The organism is Corynebacterium sp. HMSC036E10, assembly GCF_001836265.1.
Taxonomy (GTDB): Bacteria; Actinomycetota; Actinomycetes; order Mycobacteriales; family Mycobacteriaceae; genus Corynebacterium; species Corynebacterium coyleae.
Genome location: NZ_KV827938.1, coordinates 56,205 through 80,289, shown reverse-complemented (window position 1 = coordinate 80,289; position 24,085 = coordinate 56,205). Strand labels below are relative to the sequence as shown.

Genomic DNA, 24,085 nt, shown 5'->3' with positions numbered 1-24,085 from the left:
TACTCGAAAGGGAATGTTTCTAGGTTGAGCTGCGAAAACGCGTCTACTAGAAAGCCTTTCGAGTAGATTCTTTCTAGTAGTTCTATGCATACGCGAGGCGCCGCGTGCCGTCTACGTGCGGGTACAGCAACCACGCCGCCACTGCCGCAAGGATGCCGACCAGCAGCCCCGCCACTGCGGACCAGTGCACCAGCGGGCCCATCATGAGCACAAGCCACCACACCATGAGCGGCACAACCATGCTTATCGACGGCACCCTGCTGACATTTTTCTCCTCAGCAAACGCCGCAATCTGCTTCCGGTAGGGGTGCAGCCACGTCACCGCGATAGCAACAACGACGCAGACCAGTGCTGTGATCGCCTTGATGCCTAGTGGTGCTTCGGACATCATCACGCCGACGGAACCACCCACGGCCAGCGAACCCACCACACGCACGACGGCGGGCGTGGGGATCGGAGTGACGCGGCTACGGACCTCGTTGGCGCTGATCGGGATCATGTTTTGGGAGGTTACCAGGGCGCTCCACCGCCTTCTTATGCCTCTAAACTCTTCTGCATTGCACGTTTGAACCTCTCGTATCACAGTACATTCGCTTGCTTGCCAAAATTCTGGCTCATGGCGACGGATGGTGAGGCGATCGCCGCACCCGTCGTGGGGTGCTTGGCGGGAGATCTGAGGCGAGTTTCTCGTTAAGTTGACGCAGACATAAACGAAGTGGCTTTGAGATGATTTAAAGTTCAAACAGGGGGTCTGGATCTTCTTCGCAAAGCAAAGTCCTGTACCGCATCAGTGCGGTACAGGACTTTCACGAAGTAATGCGATGAAATTGGAACTTTACTCGCGCACTTTGTCGTCATCCTTCGCTCGATGGAAGAAGAAAGCGGAGACAGGAAAGGCCACAGCAGCGATACCCCAACCAGCAATGGCAGCTCCTGTTACAGGGGTTGTTACTCCAAGAAGAGGTGCTACCGCGCCGATCGCGAGTGCAACGAACCCACGCGACTGATTTTCACTCGATTTCATCATTAACTCCAATTCTGGCCTGCGCAGTACCCGATTGTGCCGCCTGTAGCTCCGGAAGCTGCGACAAGGCAAGCCATGCAACCAGCCCCCAGCGTCGCTGCGCAGGCTGCACCACACACAACGCTCAGTGCCGCAATTGCCCATGATGCAATTCCAGCGTTGCTGAGGCAATCGTTCAGCCCGCCCCAATCCATGCCCATTGGCGAGATTTGATCATCAGTGGCCGAGGTATCCTGAGAAACAACATATTCATGCAGTTCCTGCTCGCCATCGGCATAGGCCGTGACCCAACCTGAATTTGGAGACTCTTCCTCCAGTGTGATTTGGTACGTGGACTTCAGGGTGTTTTCAGGAGTGAGAAAGACTCCAAACATGCTACCGTTCGACGCTCCGTCGATTCGGATGGATACAAATGCGCTTCCATCATCCAGACGCTTTGCCACATGTGGTTCGTTTGCGAGGGTTTGTCCATCTTTTAGGACAGCCGTCTTGACAGACGCGTCGAGCGCAGCATTGCGCACGACATCGAGGGCCTCACCTTCAATGTCGGGGTAGTTGGCGATCTTATCGACGTTCCCAGCTACCTGACTGACAGCGTTTGTTTGGCCTGTTTCTGCAATCGTACTTGCCTGAGCAATGGGGCTGTAGAGGCTAAAAACGATCCCTACAGCTGTCCCCGCGGACAGCAAGGCTTTTTTGCCGGTGATTTTCATGGTTTCTCCTTGTGTTGCTTGGGGCGTGTAGCTGAGCCTTATCAGTTGGCCCACTCTTCGCGCCGCTTGGTTCCGGGGAGGTCACCCTGATGGGCGACTCACATATGGAGTATACACAGACACCGCAAGGAATGTGTTCTGTATCACGCTAAATTTAAGTATTGCCACCATCTGGAGTGCTTTACGCCCTATTAACGTAACCGTTGTTATGTCAGCTATCTGGCAAAATTAGTTTGCCAGCTCGCCTTCTTTTTAATCGTCAGCAGTGGACGGTCCCATAGAGAGTCCCATGTTCAACGCAACCAGATTTGCCCCTGAACGTGCACGTGTCACCACGGTTCGTGGTCAAGTCCCGTGTAGTGGTGTGGCAGTGTGTTCTTTCGGCTCGGTATGAAGCGCGGCCTCTGTTCAAGCGGAAGGCCGATGGGGAGTGCGCGATGACGGAGTTCAAGGGGGTTCGGACCGTTGTGTCGAGAGCCTTCTTTGTGCTCCGGGGTCTGTTGGCGTTCGTTGCCGCATTATGAATGGGGAGATCATGGAGTATTCGTATGGCCCCATAAGTCAGATTCTCATGAAGGTCGAGTAGAAAACATGTTCGACCAGGGACGTTGCTTGCGTCGACCCCGGGGTGCATACTATCTGGCGTGAGTGGAACACCTATTCGAGCGTCATCTGCCGCGGCGCACCTGCATGAAGTGGGCGAAGCGCCTGCTCAGCCGACGCGTGCTGAGCAGATCGCAGAGTTGCGTGCGCGCATGGCTGTGCTCGGTGGGGAGGTCCCTCGGGAGGTTGCTGCTGACACTGAGGTGCTCACGATCGGCGGTGGTCTTTCGACTGTGTTGCCGAATGGTGGCTTGGCGCGAAGGGCGGTCACGCACGTCAGTGACACACCCGCGCTTGTCGTGGAACTGCTCGGCCAGGTGGTGGAAGCCGGTGGGCGCGCAGGTGCGGTGGGCTGGCCGGAGTTGTCGTATGCCGGGATCAGCGCCGATGCACTTGAGCGGGTTGTTGCGGTGCCGGAGCCGGGTATCGACGACCTCTCGGTGGCAGGCGTGCTCGCCGAAGGGCTCGATCTGGTGGTGTTGCGCACTCGTAGTGCTCTGGAATTGTCGCCGGTGCGCGCCCGGCCACTGCTGGCCAGGATCCGGAAAGGGCAAGCGGCGCTTGTGTGCGTCAACGTTGCGGTGCCGTCGCCGGCGCTCACACTGACGGGCACGCTCGCACAATTCCACGGTATCGGCCGAGGAACAGGGCGCATTACCGGGATCGATTTCGATGTCCGCGCAGAGGGCAAGGGGTACCGGCCGGCGAGTGCACGGGTGACGTTGGGTGCTGGTGGTGAGCGGGTCGTCGATAGACGAAAGCTGCGGCTAGTCACATGAGGGTTGCTGCGTTGTGGTTCCCGGACTGGCCCGTGCAGGCCGCGAAGTTGGAGTCCGGCGACGAGTTGGTAGAACCTATTGCGATTGCTGCGCACCACAGAGTGAAGGCGTGCTCGCAGGCGGCCCGCCAAGTGGGTATCCGGCGTGGGATGCGGGTGCGAAACGCACAGGCGGCAGCACCGGAGCTGACGGTGGTGGAGGACAACACCGACCGCGACGGCCGGATGTTCGCAGCACTTGCAGCGGGTCTCGACGATGTCGCGGCGAGCGTAGAAGTGCTGCGCCCAGGCCTTGTCGTTGCGGACCTTGAGGCCGCGGGCAAGTTCCACGGCAGTGAGGACCGTGCGCTTGAGATGCTTATCGACGCCGCCTCGCGCCGCGGCATCGACGCCCTTGCCGGTGCCGCCGACGAGATCGCCACCGCAGTGATCGCCTCGCGCTCGTCTGACGTGGTGGCGCAGGGGCAATCGGCGACGTTCCTGGCAGACCAGCCGCTCGGTGTGCTCGTTGCTGAGGAAGCACTTGGCGCGGACATGGACACGGTGCGGGCGTTGGGGCAGTTGGGGATTTCCACGCTCGGGCAGTTGGCGGCGCTGCCTCCGGCGGCTGTCACCACGCGCTTCGGCCAGTCCGGGATGCTCATCTACCGGATCGCCGCAGCCACGCCGGACCGCCGCGTCGCGCCCGAAATTCCCGTGGAGGACCTCGCGGTGGCGATCACTCCGGAGGACCCGATCGACCGAGTTGATGCTGCCGCGTTCGCCGCCCGTGCACTGGCCGCTAGCCTGCACGAACGGCTGAAAGAAACGGGGCGGAACTGCCTGCGGCTGAAAGTGACGGCCGAACTTGGCGACGGCACCCGCGTCGAACGCGTCTGGCGCACCCGCGAAGCACTCACCGAGGCCGCGACCGCCGACCGGGTGCGCTGGCAACTCGACGGCTGGCTGACCGGCGGCGGTGCCGGTGAAATTACAAGTCTCATCCTGGAACCGCTCGAACTCGCCGCCCCAGAACCCGTCGGCGAACTGTGGGCCGACGGCGCCTCCACCGACACCGCCCGCCGAGTGGTGGAACGCGTGCAATCCCAACTCGGCATCGACGCGGTGCTCCAACCCCGGCTCGTCGGCGGCCGTGGCGTGGCAGAACGGGTGCAGATGGTGCCGTACGGGGAGGCGGGGCCGGTCGTCGACAAGCGGTCGTGGCCCGGGGCGATCCCAGCACCGCTGCCTGCGCGCCTCGGTGGCGGCATCGAGCACCCCGCCTCGCGCATCGCGCTTATCGACGACACCGCAACCCCCGTCATCGTCACCGCCGAAGTACTGCTCTCAACCACGCCGTACGCCCTGGCCTGGGGCGATCGCCGGTTTCTGGTTACCGGCTGGGCCGGGCCGTGGCCCGTGGATGAAGGATGGTGGGCCCAAACCGAAGGGGCCACAGGACGGCTTGCGCGCATGCAAGTCGTCGGGCGCGAAGGCGGACCAGACGGCGCTGTCACAGGCTGGTTGCTTGTGTGGAGCAGACGCAGCTGGCGCGTCGAGGCGGTGTATTAACGGTGGGGGTTTAGCGCTGCGATTAGTTCTGGACGATGTCGACGACCACGCGCTTCGGGTCCTCCAACACCTGCACCGAATACGGCAAAGCAGAGCGCAGACCCACCACGACCTGGCTACGGCCCTCATAGGTGCCAGCGCTGATCACGTCGATGACGTTGCCAGTATCGCCCGCCATCTTCACCTCAACATCGGAATCCTTACCCATCTCAAACGGATAAACGGTGCCGTCGACGTTGATGTTCAAAAACGCGTTACCCGCAACCTTCAACGGCTGGCCGGTGGTCTCCTGCATCGGGGTGGAGGTGTAATCCACAAACCAACCCGGATCCCCGTCGCCCCCAAGATCCACCACGACGCGGTCGAATCCCTCATGTGCGCCAACACGGACCGCGGTGACCACAAGCTGTGACGGTGCCGACGGGCGCTGCGTCTTCGGAGACGGGTCAGCGTTGCCCAACGGTTTCAGACGCGGAGAGCTGGCGGACAAGCTGCTGGCCACCGTTTCGCCGGCCCCGAAGCTGGGTGTGGTGCAGGCGGTGCAGGCAGCGATCGTCGCTACGCAAGCGCCCACGACCGCAGCGCGGAAGGAACCGGAATTTTTTTGCATTAAGCCACCGTAACCAGCAGGAGGAATCAGAACAAAAGCCTCAGAGCGAAATACCCAAAAGGTTATCTAACTGTTACAGAAGTAAAAGTTGTTCAAATGGGTCATCTAATAAGTTAGGCCAAGCTTGGCTATGGTGGTGACATGCGACAATTGCCTTGCTCAGATGTTGAGGTTGAACCGTTGCCCGGCACCGCCAAGCCTGGCGCTACCTACGTCATCTTTGAGTGGCCCGACCCGTGGCCCCGCGACGTGCTCGGTGATGCCGCACTTGGCGAAGAAATCACCCCCCGCATTGCGAAGCACCTCGACGAATACGACGCGTCCTTGCTGCTCATCCGCCACCCAACGCGCGAAGGCCGACACATTAAGGACCACCACCTCTACCTCGTCTTCGCCGACGAAGGAATCACCGAGGTCCTCCACGTCGACGGACCAGAAGCAATCCTGGATCTCGACCTGTCGGGGCCTGGCAAAAACGGTGGGAAGCGACGGGAACGTCCGCTGCTGCTGATCTGCACCCATGCCAAGCGCGATGTCTGCTGCGCGGTAAAGGGGCGCCCGCTGGTCAACGCGCTGCACGAGCGCTACCCATTCGGCCCGGGCAACGACGTTGCGTGGGAAGTCTCCCACATCAAGGGACACCGTTTTGCCGCAACCATGCTGCTCATGCCGTGGGCGTATAGTTTCGGCCGCATGAACGTGGAAGCCACCGACGCGATGCTCACAGCCGCGAAGCGGGGCGAATACTTCGTACCCGGCAATCGCGGGCGCGGCACGCTCACCCCGGTGGAACAGGTTGCCGAGGTCGCTGTCGCCAGCGAGGTTGCCAGTCCCCGCTACGGTGAGTTCGACGTTGCGCCTGCGCGTATCGACGACACCACCGCCACCGTCAACGTCACCACGCCCAGTGTGGAATACGTCGTCGAACTGGAACAACGCCCGGTCAGTGGCATCGTCGACTCATGTGGCAAGGACCCCAAGGAAGGCACCGCCTGGGTCGCGCTCACTGTGCAGCCACGTTAGGTGGTGCCGGGCGGGGGCGAAACCATGCCCTAGATGTACTCGTCGAGCACCTCAGCCACTGATCCGATGACCCGGTCGGTGGCTGCTTTCACGTCGGCGGGGGAGTGGTGGAAACTGTGCGAGTGATCGGCGAGGGTATGCATGGTCAGGTCGTTCCAGGAATCGCCGAACGTGTAGAGCTCAACGTCATCGCGGTTGATGCCGAGTACCTCGAACAGCTCGAGGATGCCGGAGCCTTTCGACCGGCCCGGTGCCATGAGATCGATGTAGTCCTGGTTTTGGGCAACTTCTACGTCGCCGAGTTTGGTGGCCCAGGCGATGACTTCGGCGCGCAGCGCGTCGTTGTCAGGAATCCAGAACGGAATGACAGCGAACTGGTGGTCCGGGATGTCGCGAATCCCCATCGGCGTGAAGTGAGCCGTGAAGTCGTGGGTACGGCCGGTGTTGTTGGCAAACACGCCGTCGACACGTCCGATGGTGGTGCCGAAAATAGCCAGTCCCTCGCGCTCCCCGAAATGTTCCACGGCGGCGCGCAAGACGGCACCGTCGAGTTCGTGGCTGAAGAGCAGGTCGCGGTTGGCGCCGTCGGTAGCTGATGCACCGTTGGACAGCACCTGGTAGTCGAACGCTAGCGTGCTGCCGGCCATGCCGTGGGCGAGTGCTGTGCGGGAGCGTCCGGTGGCAGAAATGGCAAGATGCCCGGCGTTACGCCAGGCATCTATCGCGGCGATATCCTCCTGGTCGAAACCGTGGGGAGGGTGGTGGAGAGTGCCATCGAAGTCGAACGCCGCTACCTTCATGGCACTTCAATCTACCGGCGCATGACCTTCTTGGACAGCCAGTTGCCCAGGAACTGAGCGAGCTGGACGATGACCACGATGACCAGGACTGCAGCCCAGGTGACTTGCGGTTCGAAGGCGCGGTAACCGTAGACAATGGCAAAGTCACCAACGCCGCCACCGCCGATGTAGCCGGCCATTGCGGACATATCGATAACCGCGATGAAGATGAAGGTGTAGCCCAGGATCAGCGGGCCGAGTGCCTCCGGCAGGATCACCGAGGTGATGATCTTCCAGGGGCCGGCACCCATGGAGCGGGCGGCCTCGATAACACCGGGGTCGATGGCGACGAGGTTTTGCTCCACGATGCGCGCCACGGTGAACGTGGCAGAGAAACACATCACGAACGTTGCGGCAGCGCGGCCGATGGTAGTGCCCACGACCTCCAGGGTCAGTGGGTACAGCATCGCGATCATGATGATGAACGGGATTGGCCTGAAGAAGTTCACCGCAACGTTGATCAGGGTGTAGACCACGTTGTTGCGCAGGATGCCGCCCGGGCGGGTGGTGTAGAGCAACATGCCCAACACCAGGCCGAGGAATCCGCCGACAACCATGGTGATGGCGACCATCCACAGGGTGTCGCCGATGGCGTCGAGGAAGGTGGGGCCGAGGTTGTCCCAGTTCGGTTCAGCGAGCAGGTATTCGGTCATCGGGTGATCTCCTCAATCTCGGTGCTGCGCTGCAGTGTGGCCAGGAACTCGTTGATAGCGGCGTCGTCGCCATTGAGGCGGACGGTCATCTTGCCAAACGAACGTTCCTGCAGAGTAGTGATGCCAGCGTGGACCGGCTCGATGACAACACCGCGCGTGCGGGCGGTCTCGGCGGCGCCGAAGAACCCGGAGTCCTCGGAAAGATCCACGGTGAACAGGCGGCCAGGCTTGGTCAGCAGTTCGGCGCGCTCAACATCATCGGGGGTGTTGCGCAGGCTCGTCGCTGCGAAACGCTGCGCGACGGGGGTCTGCGGGTTGGCGAAGACGTCGTAGACACCGCCGTACTCCACAACACGGCCGTTCTCCATTACGGCAACCTTGTCGGCGATGGCTCGGATGACATCCATTTCGTGGGTGATCACCACGATGGTGATACCGAGTTCTTCGTTGACGCGACGCAGCACTCCGAGCACCTCGTGGGTGGTTTCGGGGTCGAGGGCGGACGTGGCTTCGTCGGCAAGCAACAGCGACGGGTTGGTCGCAAGTGCTCGCGCGATGCCGACGCGCTGCTTCTGGCCACCGGAGAGCTGCTCCGGGTAGTTTTCGCCACGGTCAGACAGACCGACGAAGTCGAGCAGTTCAGCGACGCGACGCTTACGTTCCTTCTTGTCCACACCGGCCAGTTTCAGCGGGTATTCGATGTTGCCCGCTGCGGTACGGGAGGAAAAGAGATTGAACTGCTGGAAGATCATGCCGACGTTGCGGCGGATCTCCCGGAGTTTGCGCTCGGGCATACCGGCGACGTTGGTGTCGTCGAGAAGCAATTCGCCCGAGGTTGGCATGTCAAGGCCGTTAATGAGGCGGACAAGCGTTGACTTGCCGGCACCCGAGTAGCCGATCACTCCGAGGATTTCGCCTGGCTCGACGGTCAAGGTGACGTCATCGACGGCCTTGACCTCGCGCTCTTTGGTTTTGAAAACCTTGGATACGTTCCGGAACTCAATCCGGGTGCCGGTTGTTGTCATTTACTTGTACTCCTCCACAAGTCGGTCGAGGATCTCGTTGAGCTCCTCCTTGCTGCGCTGGACCTGCACGGCGGTGCCGTTGGAATCCTCGTCAAGCGCTGCGGTGACCTCCGGCGACTGCCAGACGTCGACCAACTTGGCGTACGTCTCGTTGTCCAGGTCATCGCCTGAGACAGTGAATACGTTGATGTACGGCTCCGCAAGCTCGGAGTTCGGATCGTCGGCCGCGACCGAGGAAGCCGGGTCGATACCTGCGCGTGCCAGCCAGTTGTTGTTGATCACAGCCGGGCGGCCTTCGTTGTAGGCGTTCGGCGTCTGCGACGCATCCACAGCGACAACCTTGACCTTGGAGGCATCCTTATCGATGTCCGCCGGGGTCGGGGTGAGCTTCGGCGCGCCTTCGCGCAGCTTCAGCAAACCAGCCTGGACCAGCACGTTGATCGCGCGACCCTGGTTGGACGGGTCGTTCGGGACAGCGATTTCGGTGCCCTCGATGCCGTCGAGCGAGTCGTGGTCCTTCCAGTACAGGCCAAGCACGTTGATCTCGCCAGAACCAATGATGCGCAGGTCCTTGCCGGAGGTGGCGTTGTACTGGGCCTGGTAGTTGATGGTCTGGAACTTCGAGATCTCGATCTGACCCTCGGTCTGCGCCGGGTTGACCTGCGGGTACTCAGAGAAACGCACGATATCGAGCTCGATGCCAGCCTTCTGGGCTTCGTCCGCGAAGACACTCCAGGCCTTCTGGTCTGCGTCGGTGGTGCCGATCTTGACGGTCACAGCGTCGCCATCAGCACTGCTTGTCGACGACTCCGTCTCCGACGAACACGCCACCAAAGAGGTTGCGGCGATGACAGAGGCTGCCGCCGCTGCGAGAAAACGCTTGGTACGCATGAACTACGCGCTCCTTATTGCTTCTTGTGCTTACTTGTTCTGCAGACGGTCAAGGATGTCGTTGAGCTCCTTCTGGTCGCGGTAAACCGGAACCGAGGTGCCCTTGGAGTCCTTAGCGGTAGCTTCAGCGACCTCCGGGGTCTGCCACAGCTCGACCAGCTTGTTCAGGGTTTCATCGGAAATGTCCTCGGAACGAGCAGCGAACACGTTGATGTACGGCTCTGCTTCCTTGGACTCCGGATCGTCCTCGAACACGGCCAGGCTCGGCTCGATGCCTGCGCGGTCCAGCCAGGTGTTGTTGATGATGGCCGGCTTGCCCTCGTTGTAAGCGTTCGGGGTCTGGGACGCGTCGACCGGGGTGACGGTGACCTTGGACTCGTCCTTGTTGATCTCGGCCGGGGTCGGGGTCAGCGGGTCAGCGACGTTGTCATTGAGGGTAAGCAAACCGGCCTGAACCAGCACGTTGATGGCGCGGCCCTGGTTGGATGGGTCGTTCGGGATAGCGACGGACTGGCCCTCGATGCCGTCGAGCGAGTCGTGGTCCTTCCAGAACAGTGCGAGCGGGACGATCTCGGTGGAGCCGACAACCTTCAGGTCCTTGCCGGAAGCAGCGTTGTACTCGGCGAGGTACTTAATGTGCTGGAACTTGTTCACGTCCAGCTCACCCTGCGCGAGCGCCTCGTTGACCGGGGAGTAGTCGGAGAACTGCACGATGTCGAGCTCGATGCCGTTGTCAGCTGCGAGCTGCTTGAATACAGTCCAGGCCTCCTGGTCGGCCTCGGTGGTGCCGATCTTGACGGTAACGTTCTCGCCGTTTGCTGCGGTGGTCTCGGTGGCGTCGTTGGACTCGTTGGAGCAAGCGACCAGCCCGGTGGTGGCGAGCGCTGCAGCAGCAACGGTTGCGAGGGTGCGCTTGATACGCATGATGTCTCCTTGTTTATTGGGAAAGTTTGACGGGTGAGAATCTAGCACCCTATGTACCGCTTAGTCTATTTTTTAGAACAAAGCAGTTTGTTCTGGGTTTTCGAAAAATGTAGCACACAGTTTCGAATCATGATAGCGTTCTCGGCATGAGATTCAATGGGGGAGCGCCACTTTCGTGGTCGCGGCTAGAGCGCATCCTTTCGGGACGTCCCGGGCCAGAGCCGGTGCCGGTGGGGCACACAGGCATGCTGCCTGGCGCAGGTCCTGTGCGGCCGCGCCGTAACGAGCCGCAAGTTCCGTTCGTGGAACTCCACGCGGTGTCGTCGTATAGTTTTCTCGATGGGGCGAGCGAGCCGGAAGGCCTTGTCGCGCGCGCTGCGGATTTGGGGTTGAATGCTCTTGGCCTGCTGGATCGCGACGGCTTCTATGGGGCAGTCAAGTTTGCAGAGGCTGCTGCAGCTGCAGGGCTGGACACCGTATTTGGGGCCGAGCTGACGTTAGGCCAGCGGGTGCTTCCTGTGATTGCGCGTGGGCCTGAAGGGTATCGGCGCCTGTCGCATCTTATGGCAGATGCACACATGGCGACGCGGGAAAAGGATGCGGTGGCGTATCCACCGTTGGAGCTTATTGGTGCAGAACTAGATGGCACCTGCGTTGTGCTCGCGGGGTGGCAGTGGGTCGATGAAATCGACCACCTGGTCGAAACCTTTGGCCAGGACAATGTGGTGCGAGAATATGAAGTTTCGATGACTCCTGAAGACGCTGACCGGCACGCAATGCTCGATCGTTTTGATCACCTCCCGGCCATTGTCACCGCGATGCCGGCGGCAGCCACGCGTGAGCAGGCGAGGTTGGCTGCGGCGAAGCGTGCGTTGGCTCGTCGAGAAGCACTTGCGCAAGCACACGGGGACTTGCATCCGATGGGTGCGAACTGGCTGCGCTCTGGCGAGCAGCTCGAACGGATGCTGCCGGGATGTAAGCACATGCTGGATTACAGCGTTGAGTTGGCGAAGCAGTGCGCGTTCACGCTGAATCTTGTCGCGCCTGAACTGCCGCGCTACCCAACGCCAAGCGGGCGCAGCGAGATGGATCATCTGCGGGATCTGACGTTGGCGAGCGCGCAGTTCCGGTACGCGACGCGGAGTGCGGATGTGCGCAGAAGGGTGCTGGAGCAGATCCGCTACGAGCTGAGCGTGATTGAGGAGCTGAACTTTCCCGGCTACTTCCTGATCATTTACGACCTTGTGGATTTCTGCGCGAAGCAAAACATCCTGTGCCAAGGACGTGGCTCAGCGGCGAACTCTGCGGTGTGTTTTGCGCTTGGCATCACCAACGTTGAGCCGATCGAGGCGGGACTCCTGTTCGAACGCTTCCTGTCGCCGGATCGCGACGGGCCGCCGGATATCGACCTAGACATTGAGTCAGGCCGGCGTGAGGAAGTCATCCAGTACGTCTACGACACATACGGGCGTGACAATGCAGCGCAGGTTGCCAACGTGATTACGTACCGCACGAAGGGAGCCGTCCGTGATGCCGCGCGTGCGCTCGGGTACGCCCAGGGCGCTGCGGATAGTTGGTCGAAGGGGCTTTCAGATCCGCCCGAGGCTGTGGAGCAACTTGCAGCGCAGTTCAAGGGGCAGCCGCGTCACCTGGGCATTCACTCTGGTGGCATGGTGATTTGTGACCGTCCCATCGCCGACGTCGTCCCCGTCGAATGGGCGCGCATGGCAGATCGCTCGGTGGTGCAATGGGATAAAGATGACTGTGCCTCCGCTGGCCTGGTCAAGTTCGACCTGCTGGGGCTCGGCATGCTCGAAGCGCTGCACCACATGGTGGATCTCGTGGAGGAAACCACAGGCCGCAAGGTGCATCTGTGGGAGCTTTCGCTTGACGACGACGCCGTGTACGACATGCTTTGCCGCGCCGATTCCGTCGGCGTGTTCCAGGTTGAATCGCGCGCACAGATGGGCACGCTGCCCAGGTTGAAGCCGCGCAGGTTCTTCGACCTGGTGGTGCAGGTGGCCTTGATCCGCCCTGGTCCAATCCAGGGCGGTTCGGTGCATCCGTACCTGCGGCGGCGCGACGGGCTAGAGCCGGTCGTGTACGACCATCCGGTGCTCGAGCGATCCCTTGGCAAAACACTGGGGATCCCGCTGTTCCAAGAGCAACTCATGCAGATCTGCGTCGACGCGGCAGGGTTTTCTGGCCGTGAAGCGGATGTGCTTCGGCGCGCGATGGGATCGAAACGCTCGCCGGCGAAAATGGCGGCGTTGCGCGCGCGGTTCTTCGAAGGCTGCTGGACTACTAACCAGATCGGCGAAGAGGTAGCAGAGCGGCTGTGGCAGAAGATCGTGGCGTTCGCCGCCTACGGGTTCCCGGAATCGCACTCCCAGTCGTTCGCCTCTTTGGTGTACTTCTCCGCCTGGTTTAAATGCCACTACCCGGCGCAGTTCTGCGTGGGATTGCTGCGGGCGCAACCGATGGGGTTCTACTCACCACAGTCGCTGGTACAGGACGCACGCCGACACGGGGTAGAGGTACTGCCTGTGTCGGTCAACGCGTCGGGGCGCGAGGCGCGCTGCATTGATTCCTCAACGATCCGGATGGGGCTCGGGCTCGTCCGTGGCTTAGGTGCGGATGCCGCTGACCGGATCGAAGCGGCGGCACCGTTTGCAGACATTGCGGATCTATCGCGCCGGGCTGACCTGAGCGTCGACCATGTCGAGGCGCTCGCGCGGGCGGGGGCGTTGGACTGCTTTGAGGTGTCTCGTCGACAAGCATTGTGGCAAGCAGGCGTCGCCGCCACGGAACGCCACGGCATGCTGCCCGGTTTGTCGGCTATCTCGGCGCCGGCGCTGCCTGGTATGAACTCGTTCGAACTCATGGTGGCTGACATCGCAGCCACAGGGGTGACCCCGGGGCTCATGCCAGTAGAGATGGTGCGCGAATCGCTGGAGGAGCGAGGCGTTATTCCAGTTGCACAACTACTGCATGGCGTGGAGGACGGCACTCGCGTGCGCATCGCCGGAGTGGTGACACACCGCCAACACCCGGTCACTGCAGGTGGTGTGACATTTTTAGGAATGGAGGATGAAACCGGGCTGGTCAACGTGGTTATCTCAGTTGGGTTGTGGAAGAAGCAACGCGTCCTTGCCCGCACTGCGAAAGCGCTCGTCGTACGCGGGATTGTGCAAAATGCTTCCGGGGCAGTGTCCGTGGTGGCGGACCGGTTCGAACCGTTGGAGGTAGGGGAGCTGCTCTCCCGGGGATCGAGGGACTTCCGATGAATGCTTCGATGAGCCCTGTCATGAGCAAGGCCGTGTCTGGGGCTGCTGGTAGCGTGATCGCCATGTCTGAAGCGCTCAGCGGAAGCCCTGAACATCACCCCGGACCAAACACTGCAGGCCCGAACACTGCAGGCCAGCCCACTACCGGCGTGCATAGCCCGGTGCAGCCTTTGCCATCCTCGGTCGAGGAGATGCACAAAGTGTCGCCGAAGTTGATGTGGCCGATGCTGGTGTCGAATGCCCTGTGGACCATCGGTGTGTGCGGTGGCCTGTATTTGGCCTACCGCGAGTGGGGCTGGGGATTCCTGATCCCGCTGGGGATTTTCACGGTGATCTTCATCTGGCGCTTCTTCCTTATCCCGTACCAGGTCCGCAACATGGGTTGGCTGGAGACCGAGGACGAACTGGTGCTGAGCACCGGCAAGATGTTCCACACGATCACGGTGATTCCGTACGGGCGCATTCAGTTCGTGGATGTGCAGTCGGGGCCGATCACACGTGCCCTGGGGCTGAAGGAGCTGACGGTGCATACGGCGTCGAATTCGTCCAACTCGGATCTGCCGGGACTGCTTGCGGCGGATGCGGATGCGTTGCGGGATCGCCTTGCGCTGAAGGCTCGTGAGCGGATGAGTGGGCTGTGACAAGCGGACGCGTATCGACGATTCCCGGCATGGAGGGCTACCGCCACGTCCATAGGCTCACGCCATTGTTGCGTGTGTGGACGTTCATGCTGGCTCTAGCGACACTCGCCCTGTTCAACTTCACCATGCCGATTTATCGGTGGATGCAGCGCGAAAACGTCGGCCCCACCGACATTGCATGGGCAGCCGCAGGCCTTGTGGCTGCGCTCGTGGTGATTTTCGCGGTGTCCCAGGTGTGGTGGCGTCGCAGCGGATTTAAGGTAGGCGACGAAGAGGTGGAGACCCGCCGCGGTGTGCTTACCAACCAAATCCGCACCGCGCGCTACGACCGTGTTCAGGCAGTTGACGTAGTCGAATCCTTTGCACCGCGACTGTTTGGGCTTGCCTCCGTGCGTATCGAGGCCGCAGGCAGCGCCAGTTCAGGTTTGGACATCACATACCTTCCGCGCGAGGAAGCAGAAGAGGTCCGCGCGCAGATCCTGGCCCGCATTGACGGGCCAGTAAAGCGTTCGCTTGAGAGCGCCGCCGCTGCCGGGGCCGAATACGCACCGAACATGTTGGTGCCGCCGATCCCGATTCGCCGCTCGCTGATCGGCACCACATTGCAAATGTCGACCGTATTCACACTGGCGTGGTCGACGATTCCACTGTGGACGGATGTGACCGCCGCGGCGATCATCCCGGTTGTGGTGGGTTTCATGCCCCGCATTTGGCGCACGATCGATCAGTCGTGGCGCTTCAACGCGACGAAGGACGGGGAGGTGTTCCACTTGACGTATGGGTTGGCGAATCGTCGTCGGCAAGCAATGCCTCGCTCGCGTATCCACGCGGTGCAGTTGCGCCAGCCAATGTTCTGGCGCCCGTTCGGATGGTGGACGGTCTCTGTGGTGGCGGCGGGTTATGGCTCGGAACGTAACAAGCAAACCGGCACGTCGAAGATTCTGCCAGTGGGGACGTGGGAACAGGCGATGGCCGTGATCGATGCAGTCGGTCCGCTAACCGGCGCAGAACTGACTGATCTGGACAACGTAGATTTCCGCTCCCCGCGCAGCGCCCGGTGGATCTCGCCGTTCGACTGGAAACGTCAAACGGTCAAGGTCCGCGCCGACGCGGTCACGACAACGGCAGGGCGGATCGGGCGCTGGTTCCAGATGGTGGACGTCCCACACATCCAGGAACTGACCTTTAACCAGGACCCGCTACAGCGAAAGCTCGGCCTGGCCAGCATTGACCTGGACCTGGTGCCCGGCGCCTTCAGCGTGACGTGTCGGGATTTGGAGGAGGACCAGGCGCGTGGGCTCGTCGATAAGCTGCGCGCCCGCGAGTTGCCGCCGCTGTCACAAAGCGCCGGGGAACCCGAGCTGGCGCCAGGCCTCGTAGATGGCGACTGACGCCGAGTTCGTCAGGTTCATACTGCGCCGCGACGGCAGCATCGGAATCCGCACCTGACACGTAATCCGCGGGTGGGCGAGGTGCTCCTCCGGGATGCCGTTGGCCTCGTTGCCGAACAGCAACGCGTCGCCGTCCTGGTATTGCACCTCGTGGTAGTGGTGGTCGGTGTGCGCGGTGAACGCGAAAACGCGTGAGCCTTCCAACGCGTCGAAGCAGGCGTCGATGTTGGGGTGGATGACCACGTCTGCAAGATCGTGGTAGTCCAGGCCTGCGCGTTTGAGGTGTTTGTCGTCAAAATTGAAGCCGAGCGGCTCGACGAAATGCAGCTGCGCGCCGGTATTTGCCGCAAGGCGGATCGCCGCGCCAGCATTGCCGCCAATGGCCGGATTGTCATAGATGATGTGGAGCACGCACAAGAGTCTAGGATTGGGGCCGTGACTGCGATCAAACTGGACGGAAAACTCTACCGCGAGGAGATTTTCGCGGACCTGCGCGAGCGCGTGGCGCGACTGAAGGAACAGGGGGTGACCCCGGGTCTGGCGACGGTGCTTGTCGGCGAAGACCCCGCCAGCCAGAACTACGTGCGCATGAAGCACAAGGACTGCGAAGAGCTCGGCATTGCCTCCATTCAGAAGCACCTGCCTGCGGAGACCACTCAAAAGGAGCTTGAGGCGGTTATCGACGAGCTCAACCGCGACGATTCCGTCACCGGCTACATCGTCCAGTTGCCGCTGCCGAAGCACCTGGATGAGAACCGGATCCTGGAGTTGATTGACCCGGACAAGGACGCCGACGGCCTCCACCCGGTGAACCTGGGCAAACTCGTCCTCAACGAGCCGGCGCCACTGCCGTGCACCCCGAACGGCTCCATCAAGCTGCTCGAGCGCTTCGGCGTGGACCTCAACGGCGCGATCGTGTGCGTCATCGGCCGCGGCGTGACCGTGGGGCGCCCGATTTCCCTGATGCTGACCTCTCGCGATGTCAACGCCACCACCGTGCTGTGCCACACCGGCACCAAGGATCTCGCTGCGGAGACTCGCCGCGCGGACGTGATCATCGCTGCCGCTGGCAAGCCACACATGATCACCGCCGACATGATCAAGGAAGGCGCGGCGCTTCTCGACGTCGGCGTCTCCCGCGTCGACGGCAAAACCGTCGGCGACCTGCACCCCGACGTGTGGGAGAAGGCCGGTTGGGTCTCCCCGAACCCGGGCGGTGTCGGCCCGATGACGCGCACGTTCCTGGTGCGCAACATCGTCGAAAGCGCCGAGCGCCAAGCCGGCGTGAACCAGCAAGCAAACCAGGACGCGTAACAACGTGGGAAGCACCCGCATCCAGCTCCCTGGGACTTCGCTGCCACCGGGGTTGACGCTGGATAACCCTCACGACCGCGGCAACGCCCCGTCACGCCTGCCATTGTGGGCGCAGCGCGTCGGGGTTGCCCTGTTTGTTGTCGGGTTCGTCATTTCCGGCATCTTCGCCGCTACCGAGCACTGGCGTCGCGCCACGTTCACCCTTGGCGCGGCCCTGCTGTGGCTCACGCTGGTGCGCTTGACCTGCGACTCCAAGGTTATTGGTCTGGTCGCGGTGCGCTCCAAGCGTTTCGACGCCATGTTCACCACCGCCCTTGGCGCCACCATGATGTGGCTGTCCTGGTCGGTGGATGCGCTGGGGTCTTAACTCCTAGATCGCGTAGTCGCCGTAGCGTGACGCGATCTCGCGGGCGGGCGGGATTTCGTGGGTGAGTTTGATGAAGTTGCGCAGAATCCGATCCATCTGGCGTGCCTCCACGAGGAAGGCGTCGTGGCCGACGGGGGAGGACAACTTCGACATAGCTAGCAGGTTGCCCAGGTTTCGGGAGATGTGTTCCTGCTGGTGGTAGGGGTACAAGATGTCGGTGTCGACGCCGACGATCATCGTCGGCACGGTTGAAGATGCCAACGCCTTGTTCAGCCCGCCGCGGCCTCGGCCGATGTCGTGGCGGTTGAGGGCTTCGGTGAGGGTGACGTAGCAGGCGGCGTCGAAACGCTCGGTGAGTTTCTTGCCCTGGTGCTCCAGATAGGACTGGACGGCGAAGCGCTGGTCGTCTTGGCGGAATGGCCCGAGTGGGTTTTCGCCGGTTTGGGCGGAGGTGCCGAAGCGCTCGTCGATTTCCAGCTCGCCGCGGTAGGTCAGGTGGGCGATCCTGCGCGCGGCGGCAAGGCCTGCGTCGGGCGACTGGCCGGTGCCGTGGTAGTCGCCACCCTGCCAGGCTGGGTCCTGGGTGATCGAGGTGATCTGCGCGGTTTGGATACCGATTTGCCAGGCGCTTGCTCGGGCAGACACGGCCAGCACCAGCGCGTAGTCGGCTTGCTCGGGGTAGAGCAGCGTCCACTCCAGAGTGCGCGCGCCGCCCATGGATCCACCGATGACCGCGTGGACGCGCCCAATGCCGAGACGGTCAAGGAAGGCGTGCTCGGCGTGCACCATGTCGCGGATCGTGATGGCGGGGAAGCGCGATCCCCACACGCCGCCGTCCGGGTGCTCGCTCGCGGGGCCGGTGGAGCCGTAACACGACCCGAGTGCGTTCGTGCAGATCACGCACCACTCGTCGGTGTCTAGCGCCTTGCCTGGGCCGATGGCTTCGGACCACCAGTCGGCGGCGTCACTGTCGCCGGTCAATGCGTGTTCGACGAGGATCACGTTGTTGACGCCGTTGGGGTCGCCTTGCAGTGCGCCCCATCGTCGATAAGCAATGCGCGTATCCGCGATCACCTCGCCGGCTTCAGTGACAACATCGCCGATGGCGACCGTGGCGAGCTGCCCTTCGGAAGCCAGCATTTAGACCGCCGTGAAACCGCGCTCGAGGTCCGCAATAATGTCCTCGACATCCTCGATGCCGACAGACAAACGCACCGTGGCCTGCGTAATGCCAGCGCGGGCAAGACCCGCAGCGTCCGACTGGGAGTGCGTGGTCGACGCCGGGTGCACCACAAGCGAGCGCACGTCGCCGATGTTGGCCAGGTTGGAGTGCAGCTTCAGCGCGTCGATGAACTTCCACGCGTTCGTCTTGTCATCCTGATCGCCCGCGATGTCGAAGGAGAGCACCGAGCCGGTGTACTTCAGGCCCAACTTGTCCTTCGTCGCCTTGTACGGCGAGTCGTCGAGGCCCGCGTAGTTGACCTTGGCCACCTTGTCGTGGCCCGCCAGGAACTCCGCCACCTTCAGCGCGTTCGCATTGTGCTTTTCCACGCGAAGCGCCAACGTATCAATACCCTGCAGCGCAACCCACGCGTTGAACGGCGAAATCGCCGCACCCGTGTCGCGCAGCAAACCGGCGCGGGCACGCAGCGCGAACGCCGGGGCGCCCAGGTCCGCGTACTTCAGGCCGTGGTACGCCGGATCCGGGGTGGTAAACAGTGGGAAGACGTCCTTGCCGTCGCGCTGGACGGTCCAGTCGAACTTGCCGCCGTCGATAATCGCGCCGCCAATCGCAGCACCGTTGCCGGTATAGAACTTCGTCGTGGACACGACCACGATGTCCGCGCCCAACTCCAGCGGCTTGACCAAAGCGGCAGTGGCCATCGTGTTATCGACGATCAACGGCACCTGATTGTTATGGGCCACCTCTGCAATGGCCGGGATGTCCAGCACGTCCGCGATCGGGTTGCCGAACGTCTCGCCGTAAAACGCCCGCGTGTTCGGCTGGACGGCAGCCTGCCAGCTTGCCGGGTCGTCCGGGTTTTCCACGAAGGTGAACTCAATGCCCAACTTCGGCAACGTGTGCTGGAACAGCGTCTCAGTGCCGCCGTAGAGGCGCGGGGAAGTAACAACGTGGTCGCCAGCCTGCGCCAGAGTAAGAATCGCAGCGGTCTCCGCAGCCATGCCGGAGGCGAACGCCGTGGCCGCCACGCCGCCCTCCAGCGAGGCGAGACGGTCTTCGAGTGCCTGCTGCGTCGGGTTGGTTAGGCGGGTGTAAATCGGGCCTGCATCCGAGAGGTTGAAACGGTTCTCCGCGTGCTGTGCGTCGTCGAACACGTAGCTGGTGGTCATGTAAATCGGCTGGTTACGAGCGCCGTAATCCTGATCGACTTGCTGGCCCGCGTGGATCGAGCGCGTACCAAAGGACCATTCTTGTGCGTTGGAGTTGTCGTAGTTTCCCATGCGTCGCAATGTAGCCCGCTTGGTCTGTAGTTGTGTACCAAGCGGTCTATTTTGCGAGTTGAGGGGCTGAATAAAAATAGTGCAAATATCCCAGCTCGCGATCGTTCGACCTCCGATGTCGAGACAGGGGAGTAGAACTTGGCTACGTTTACTAAGCACGTCGCGCCCGTGACGTCTTAGTCGCGCCGTAGTTGAAGGAAGCCTCCGTGTCTGCTCAGCCTGCCGATCACGTCCGTGAAGACATCCGACTCCTAGGCCGGGTACTCGGCCGCGTGCTTGCCGAGCAGGAAGGGCAGGAGATCTTCGACCTGGTCGAATCCACCCGCCGCACCGCCTTCGACATCGCCCACGGGGACGCCACCCCGGAAGACCTGCTCGCAGTCTTCCGCGATATGGACATCACCAAAGTGAACCTCGTCGCACGCGCATTTAGCCACTTCGCGCTGCTGGCTAACTTGGTTGAGGATCTTGACGACGAGAAGGCCGCCGCACCGGTCTCGCTACGCACAAGCTTCGCGCACCTGAAAGACAGCGGCGTGGACGCTGACAAGGTCGCCGACCTTATCGCCGGGGCGCAGGTCTCTCCGGTGCTCACTGCGCACCCGACTGAGACCCGTCGCCGCACCGTCTTCGACACCCAGACCCACATCAAGCGCTTGCTGAGTGAACTCCACGCTGGTGCCGACCCGGCAGCCATCGAACGCGAGATGGAGCTGCGCATGACCCTGATGTGGCAGACCGCGCTGATCCGCATCGCCCGCCCGCGTCTTGAGGACGAGATTGACGTCGGCCTGCGCTATTACAAGCTCTCCCTGCTTGAGCAGATCCCGGCGATCAACCGCGCAATCCGCTACGAACTTCGCGACACCTTTGGCCGCGACCTCGCCCTCACCCCCGTGATGCGCCCGGGTTCCTGGATCGGCGGCGACCATGACGGCAACCCGTACGTGAATGCCGAAACGCTCACGTATGCCACCCGCCAAGCCGCCGATACTGTGCTCAGCTACTACATCGATGAGCTGGGTGAGTTGGAGCGCGAGCTGTCGCTTTCAGACCGCTATTCCACCTGCTCGGAGGAGCTTTCCCGGCTTGCGGATGCCGCCAACAACACCGCCGAGTCCCGCGTCGATGAGCCCTACCGCCGGGCCATTTTTGGCATCCGCCACCGTGTCGTCGCTACGCGCGAGTTGCTCGCTGGCTCGGTGACCACGGGCTCGCCGTATGCGGAACCGGGCGAGCTGCTCGCAGACTTGGACGTGACCGACGCCTCCCTTCGTGCCCACGGCGGCGCCATCATTGCCGATGACCGGCTGGGCCGCCTGCGCTCCGCCGTGACCACCTTCGGCTTCCACCTGTACACGCTTGACCTGCGCCAAAACTCCGAATCCTTTGAAAAAGTCGTGACCGAAGTGCTTGCGGTTGCCGGCGTGTGCGATAACTACGCCGCGCTCGCTGAAGAGGACCGCGTGGAGGTACTCGTCGAGGAGCTGCGCACCCCGCGTCCGCTGCTGCGCGCCGAAGCACTGCTTAGCGACGACACCCGCAAGGAAATGGGCATCCTCACCGCCGCCGCCCGCGCCGTTCGGGACTTGGGCCAGGGGGCGATCGCGCAGTGCATCATCGCCATGACCGGTGCCGTCTCCGACATTTTGGAGCCCATGGTCCTGCTCAAAGAGGTCGGCCTGAGCGACGTCAACGTCGTCCCGCTGTTTGAAACCATCGAGGACCTCGCACACGGCGCCAGCATCCTCGAAGACCTCTGGTCGCTGCCGTTCTACCGCGAACATCTGCGCGCCCGCGGTGACATCCAGGAGGTCATGCTCGGCTACTCCGACTCCAACAAGGACGGCGGCTACCTGCAAGCGAACTGGGCGCTTTACGACGCCGAACTCGCCCTGGTCGACCTCTGCAACCGGCACGGCATCCGCCTTCGACTCGCGCACGGCCGCGGCGGGGCAGTCGGCCGCGGTGGCGGGCCCACCTACGACGCGATCCTCGCTCAGCCCAAGGGTGCCGTCGACGGCTCCATCCGCATCACCGAGCAGGGCGAGATCATCTCCGCCAAGTACGGATCGCCAGAGACCGCCCGCCGCCACCTCGAAGCCTTCGTCGCCGGCACCCTGGAGGCATCCTTCCTGGATACCGAACCTATTGAAGACCCGACCCGCGCCTACGACATCATGCGCACGCTTGCCGCCTACTCCGGCGAAAAGTACAACGAGCTCATCGGTGATCCCGGGTTTATCGACTACTTCACCCAGTCCACCCCGCTGCACGAGATCGGCGAGCTCAACCTCGGCTCCCGCCCGGCGTCACGCAAACAGACCACCGCGATTTCCGACCTCCGCGCCATCCCCTGGGTGCTGTCTTGGGCGCAGTCGCGTACCAACGTGCCGGGCTGGTTCGGCGTCGGTACTGCAGTCGAGCGCTGGGCTGGGGAAGACGAAGACCGCTGGGAGGAACTTCGCGAACTCTACCGCGACTGGCCGTTCTTCCGCTCCGTGATGTCCAACATGGCCCAAGTCATGGCTAAAGCAGAGATGTCGCTGGCCCGCCTCTATGCCGACCTAGTGGAGGACCGCGAGGTAGCCGAACGCATCTACTTCCTTATCGCCGATGAATTCGAGCGCACCAAGCAGATCTACTTCCGCATCACCGGACATACGGACCTGGTCGCCGAAAACCAGCGACAGGCCCGATCCCTAAAACGTCGCTACCCCTACCTGTTGCCGCTCAACGCCGTCCAGCTTGAGCTGCTGCGCCGTTACCGCGCCGGCGACGAGGCCTTCCTCGTCCCGAAGACGATCCAGGTCACCATGAACGGGCTGGCCACCGCACTGCGCAACGCAGGGTAGATTTCCTGCTGCGGGAGGGAACCGGTGCCAGGTTTTCACCGTCAGAACTGGTATGGGGATTGACAAAGAAAACAAGGCACAACTGCAACGGTGGGATGAACGGAAGGAGGAACTGCGGCGGGGGATTGTGGACAAACGGCTGCTCTCCCACAAAGCACTCGACAAACTCCGAGGGCCATATCGGGTGCTCGACACAAGCATTGTGTATCCGGAGACGAGCTGGAAAGAGCTAAAGTTCCACGAACGACAATGGCTGCGCGTCGAAGCTGCTGCGATGATGAGCAGGGAAGCAGTGCTAGTCGGCAGATCGGCCGCGCGCATGCACGGCATGTGGGTGATCAGCACGACGGAGGAGCCCGTCGAACTGTGTCTGCCTTCCAGAGGGAGCTCGCCCACTCGTCGAAACTTAGAGGGGCTTTTGTTTCGGCGCATGGTGCTGCGTAGCAACGAAATCTCGTTGCGCGACGGCCACCGGGTTACCAACGGTTTCCGAACGTTCGCTGACATCGCCCGTCACCACGGCTTCGTCGAGGGGCTCGTCGCAGCGGACTACCTTCGGCGCAGTGGGTTTACGCTTGAACTCCTTGAACGCGAGGCGTCGCAACTTGGCAGGTTGAAAGGCGTTGCCGTGGTCCGGGAGTGCATCCGACACTGTGTTCCGGACTCCGGGTCGCCCTACGAATCGTTCGCGCGCGCCCTGCTGATCCGTGCCGGGATCGGTCCTTTGCTTACGCAGTACGAAGTGGCTGGACGCTTCGCAGATCTTTGCATCGATGGCTGGTTACTCATTGAGATCGACGGCAACGTGAAATACCAGGGCCCCAACGCCGAACGCGCGCGACAGGAAGAGTTCGAGCGACAGAAGATGATCGCCAACCGAGGATACGTATTCCTCCGCTACTCGCCGGATTTCCTACGCCGGCATCCTGAGAAGTTCGTCCGAGAGGTTCTCGCCACCATCGCTGGCCGTCGAGCAGCCCTCGCGTGAGCAGTTGCACCCGCTCTTCGCCGAGGATGGTAACCGGAGGATGGTAATCAGCCGAGTACGGGCGAGCACTGCGGTCCAGGTACTCGGCGGATTACCATCTGGTGGTTACCATCTAGGGGTAGCCAGGGGCAGCACCCAGGGAGGC

At 62.1% G+C, this 24,085-nt stretch carries 22 protein-coding genes; 10 read left to right on the top strand and 12 right to left on the bottom strand.

The genetic code is table 11. From position 1 onward, the window contains the following. Positions 1-82: 82 nt before the first annotated feature. The 3 genes from HMPREF2736_RS01460 to HMPREF2736_RS01455 all read right to left on the bottom strand — a co-directional run bounded on the left by HMPREF2736_RS01460 (position 83) and on the right by HMPREF2736_RS01455 (position 1,737). A complete protein-coding gene (locus HMPREF2736_RS01460) occupies positions 83-499 on the bottom strand; it encodes a hypothetical protein (RefSeq protein ID WP_070482438.1) in 417 nt (138 codons plus the stop codon). A 336-nt stretch (positions 500-835) separates the two neighbouring features. Further along, positions 836-1,027, bottom strand: a complete 192-nt coding sequence (locus HMPREF2736_RS12125) for a hypothetical protein (RefSeq protein ID WP_141758897.1) — start codon at positions 1,025-1,027, stop codon at positions 836-838. Then, entirely contained in the window at positions 1,027-1,737 is a 711-nt protein-coding gene (locus HMPREF2736_RS01455) for a hypothetical protein (protein WP_070771929.1), read from the bottom strand. Before HMPREF2736_RS01455 ends, HMPREF2736_RS12125 begins: the two co-directional genes overlap by 1 nt. A 644-nt stretch (positions 1,738-2,381) precedes the next feature. Between HMPREF2736_RS01455 and HMPREF2736_RS01445 the strand changes: the two genes are divergently transcribed. Then, the gene (locus HMPREF2736_RS01445) at positions 2,382-3,119 is read left to right on the top strand and encodes a hypothetical protein (RefSeq protein WP_246822027.1); all 738 of its coding nucleotides are present in this window, start codon (positions 2,382-2,384) and stop codon (positions 3,117-3,119) included. Beyond that, the gene (locus HMPREF2736_RS01440) at positions 3,116-4,669 is read left to right on the top strand and encodes a Y-family DNA polymerase (RefSeq protein ID WP_070828734.1); all 1,554 of its coding nucleotides are present in this window, start codon (positions 3,116-3,118) and stop codon (positions 4,667-4,669) included. Before HMPREF2736_RS01445 ends, HMPREF2736_RS01440 begins: the two co-directional genes overlap by 4 nt. Before the next feature lie 22 nt (positions 4,670-4,691). On the opposite strand, the gene HMPREF2736_RS01435 is transcribed toward HMPREF2736_RS01440, so the two are convergent. Further along, complete coding sequence (locus tag HMPREF2736_RS01435; RefSeq protein WP_070422796.1) at positions 4,692-5,279, bottom strand: AMIN-like domain-containing (lipo)protein; 588 nt, start codon at positions 5,277-5,279, stop codon at positions 4,692-4,694. Between the two features lie 141 nt (positions 5,280-5,420). On the opposite strand from HMPREF2736_RS01435, the gene HMPREF2736_RS01430 reads away from it, so the two are divergent. Further along, positions 5,421-6,302: a sucrase ferredoxin gene (locus tag HMPREF2736_RS01430; RefSeq protein ID WP_070828733.1), complete on the top strand. Its 882-nt coding sequence runs from the start codon at positions 5,421-5,423 to the stop codon at positions 6,300-6,302. 29 nt (positions 6,303-6,331) lie between these two features. Here HMPREF2736_RS01430 and HMPREF2736_RS01425 read toward each other — a convergent pair whose 3' ends face one another. The 5 genes from HMPREF2736_RS01425 to HMPREF2736_RS01405 are packed head-to-tail and all read right to left on the bottom strand — an operon-like array spanning position 6,332 to position 10,634. Continuing rightward, complete coding sequence (locus HMPREF2736_RS01425; protein WP_070771933.1) at positions 6,332-7,102, bottom strand: HAD family hydrolase; 771 nt, start codon at positions 7,100-7,102, stop codon at positions 6,332-6,334. An 11-nt stretch (positions 7,103-7,113) separates the two neighbouring features. Then, on the bottom strand, positions 7,114-7,794 hold the full coding sequence (locus tag HMPREF2736_RS01420) for a methionine ABC transporter permease (RefSeq protein WP_070450487.1): 681 nt from the start codon (positions 7,792-7,794) through the stop codon (positions 7,114-7,116). Continuing rightward, positions 7,791-8,819: a methionine ABC transporter ATP-binding protein gene (locus HMPREF2736_RS01415; protein WP_070450483.1), complete on the bottom strand. Its 1,029-nt coding sequence runs from the start codon at positions 8,817-8,819 to the stop codon at positions 7,791-7,793. Before HMPREF2736_RS01415 ends, HMPREF2736_RS01420 begins: the two co-directional genes overlap by 4 nt. Further along, the gene (locus HMPREF2736_RS01410) at positions 8,820-9,710 is read right to left on the bottom strand and encodes a MetQ/NlpA family ABC transporter substrate-binding protein (protein WP_070771934.1); all 891 of its coding nucleotides are present in this window, start codon (positions 9,708-9,710) and stop codon (positions 8,820-8,822) included. It abuts the gene before it with no gap. A 30-nt stretch (positions 9,711-9,740) separates the two neighbouring features. After that, complete coding sequence (locus HMPREF2736_RS01405; protein ID WP_070450481.1) at positions 9,741-10,634, bottom strand: MetQ/NlpA family ABC transporter substrate-binding protein; 894 nt, start codon at positions 10,632-10,634, stop codon at positions 9,741-9,743. A 146-nt stretch (positions 10,635-10,780) separates the two neighbouring features. Between HMPREF2736_RS01405 and HMPREF2736_RS01400 the strand changes: the two genes are divergently transcribed. The 3 genes from HMPREF2736_RS01400 (at position 10,781) to HMPREF2736_RS01390 (ending at position 15,953) form a co-directional block, all read left to right on the top strand. Continuing rightward, on the top strand, positions 10,781-13,921 hold the full coding sequence (locus tag HMPREF2736_RS01400; RefSeq protein WP_070771935.1) for an error-prone DNA polymerase: 3,141 nt from the start codon (positions 10,781-10,783) through the stop codon (positions 13,919-13,921). 62 nt (positions 13,922-13,983) lie between these two features. Then, positions 13,984-14,562 carry a PH domain-containing protein gene (locus tag HMPREF2736_RS01395; RefSeq protein WP_342027948.1) on the top strand — a complete coding sequence of 193 codons (579 nt, stop codon included), beginning with the start codon at positions 13,984-13,986 and terminating at the stop codon, positions 14,560-14,562. Beyond that, entirely contained in the window at positions 14,559-15,953 is a 1,395-nt protein-coding gene (locus HMPREF2736_RS01390) for a PH domain-containing protein (protein ID WP_141740851.1), read from the top strand. The genes HMPREF2736_RS01395 and HMPREF2736_RS01390 overlap by 4 nt, the downstream gene beginning before the upstream one ends. Here HMPREF2736_RS01390 and HMPREF2736_RS01385 read toward each other — a convergent pair. Then, positions 15,900-16,370 (bottom strand): tRNA (cytidine(34)-2'-O)-methyltransferase, encoded by a 471-nt coding sequence (locus HMPREF2736_RS01385; protein WP_070828732.1) that lies wholly within the window; start codon positions 16,368-16,370, stop codon positions 15,900-15,902. The two genes, HMPREF2736_RS01390 and HMPREF2736_RS01385, sit on opposite strands and share 54 nt — an antisense overlap. Positions 16,371-16,388: 18 nt before the next feature. Here HMPREF2736_RS01385 and HMPREF2736_RS01380 point away from each other — a divergent pair, with 18 nt between their 5' ends. Next, positions 16,389-17,267, top strand: a complete 879-nt coding sequence (locus HMPREF2736_RS01380; protein WP_141760958.1) for a bifunctional methylenetetrahydrofolate dehydrogenase/methenyltetrahydrofolate cyclohydrolase — start codon at positions 16,389-16,391, stop codon at positions 17,265-17,267. Positions 17,268-17,271: 4 nt separating this feature from the next. Then, the gene (locus HMPREF2736_RS01375) at positions 17,272-17,634 is read left to right on the top strand and encodes a DUF3017 domain-containing protein (RefSeq protein WP_224213045.1); all 363 of its coding nucleotides are present in this window, start codon (positions 17,272-17,274) and stop codon (positions 17,632-17,634) included. A gap of 3 nt (positions 17,635-17,637) precedes the next feature. Here HMPREF2736_RS01375 and HMPREF2736_RS01370 read toward each other — a convergent pair whose 3' ends face one another. Then, positions 17,638-18,774 (bottom strand): homoserine O-acetyltransferase MetX, encoded by a 1,137-nt coding sequence (locus tag HMPREF2736_RS01370; RefSeq protein ID WP_070482415.1) that lies wholly within the window; start codon positions 18,772-18,774, stop codon positions 17,638-17,640. Beyond that, complete coding sequence (locus HMPREF2736_RS01365; protein ID WP_070828731.1) at positions 18,775-20,097, bottom strand: O-acetylhomoserine/O-acetylserine sulfhydrylase; 1,323 nt, start codon at positions 20,095-20,097, stop codon at positions 18,775-18,777. It lies immediately after the preceding gene. Positions 20,098-20,303: 206 nt separating this feature from the next. Here HMPREF2736_RS01365 and ppc point away from each other — a divergent pair, with 206 nt between their 5' ends. Both ppc and HMPREF2736_RS11860 read left to right on the top strand, forming a co-directional pair. Next, positions 20,304-22,952, top strand: coding sequence for a phosphoenolpyruvate carboxylase (gene ppc / locus HMPREF2736_RS01360; protein WP_070828730.1), 2,649 nt, complete (start codon positions 20,304-20,306; stop codon positions 22,950-22,952). A 52-nt stretch (positions 22,953-23,004) separates the two neighbouring features. Next, positions 23,005-23,940, top strand: a complete 936-nt coding sequence (locus tag HMPREF2736_RS11860) for a hypothetical protein (RefSeq protein ID WP_083322940.1) — start codon at positions 23,005-23,007, stop codon at positions 23,938-23,940. The last annotated feature ends 145 nt before the right edge of the window (positions 23,941-24,085 follow it).

What these genes read in the sequence shown, in the direction of transcription:
- HMPREF2736_RS01460 (WP_070482438.1), bottom strand. Translation starts at nt 499, where the DNA reads ATGATCCCGATCAGCGCCAACGAGGTCCGTAGCCGCGTCACTCCGATC.
- HMPREF2736_RS12125 (WP_141758897.1), bottom strand. Translation starts at nt 1,027, where the DNA reads ATGATGAAATCGAGTGAAAATCAGTCGCGTGGGTTCGTTGCACTCGCG.
- HMPREF2736_RS01455 (WP_070771929.1), bottom strand. Translation starts at nt 1,737, where the DNA reads ATGAAAATCACCGGCAAAAAAGCCTTGCTGTCCGCGGGGACAGCTGTA.
- HMPREF2736_RS01440 (WP_070828734.1), top strand. Translation starts at nt 3,116, where the DNA reads ATGAGGGTTGCTGCGTTGTGGTTCCCGGACTGGCCCGTGCAGGCCGCG.
- HMPREF2736_RS01435 (WP_070422796.1), bottom strand. Translation starts at nt 5,279, where the DNA reads ATGCAAAAAAATTCCGGTTCCTTCCGCGCTGCGGTCGTGGGCGCTTGC.
- HMPREF2736_RS01430 (WP_070828733.1), top strand. Translation starts at nt 5,421, where the DNA reads ATGCGACAATTGCCTTGCTCAGATGTTGAGGTTGAACCGTTGCCCGGC.
- HMPREF2736_RS01425 (WP_070771933.1), bottom strand. Translation starts at nt 7,102, where the DNA reads ATGAAGGTAGCGGCGTTCGACTTCGATGGCACTCTCCACCACCCTCCC.
- HMPREF2736_RS01420 (WP_070450487.1), bottom strand. Translation starts at nt 7,794, where the DNA reads ATGACCGAATACCTGCTCGCTGAACCGAACTGGGACAACCTCGGCCCC.
- HMPREF2736_RS01415 (WP_070450483.1), bottom strand. Translation starts at nt 8,819, where the DNA reads ATGACAACAACCGGCACCCGGATTGAGTTCCGGAACGTATCCAAGGTT.
- HMPREF2736_RS01410 (WP_070771934.1), bottom strand. Translation starts at nt 9,710, where the DNA reads ATGCGTACCAAGCGTTTTCTCGCAGCGGCGGCAGCCTCTGTCATCGCC.
- HMPREF2736_RS01405 (WP_070450481.1), bottom strand. Translation starts at nt 10,634, where the DNA reads ATGCGTATCAAGCGCACCCTCGCAACCGTTGCTGCTGCAGCGCTCGCC.
- HMPREF2736_RS01400 (WP_070771935.1), top strand. Translation starts at nt 10,781, where the DNA reads ATGAGATTCAATGGGGGAGCGCCACTTTCGTGGTCGCGGCTAGAGCGC.
- HMPREF2736_RS01395 (WP_342027948.1), top strand. Translation starts at nt 13,984, where the DNA reads ATGTCTGAAGCGCTCAGCGGAAGCCCTGAACATCACCCCGGACCAAAC.
- HMPREF2736_RS01370 (WP_070482415.1), bottom strand. Translation starts at nt 18,774, where the DNA reads ATGCTGGCTTCCGAAGGGCAGCTCGCCACGGTCGCCATCGGCGATGTT.
- HMPREF2736_RS01365 (WP_070828731.1), bottom strand. Translation starts at nt 20,097, where the DNA reads ATGGGAAACTACGACAACTCCAACGCACAAGAATGGTCCTTTGGTACG.
- HMPREF2736_RS11860 (WP_083322940.1), top strand. Translation starts at nt 23,005, where the DNA reads ATGGGGATTGACAAAGAAAACAAGGCACAACTGCAACGGTGGGATGAA.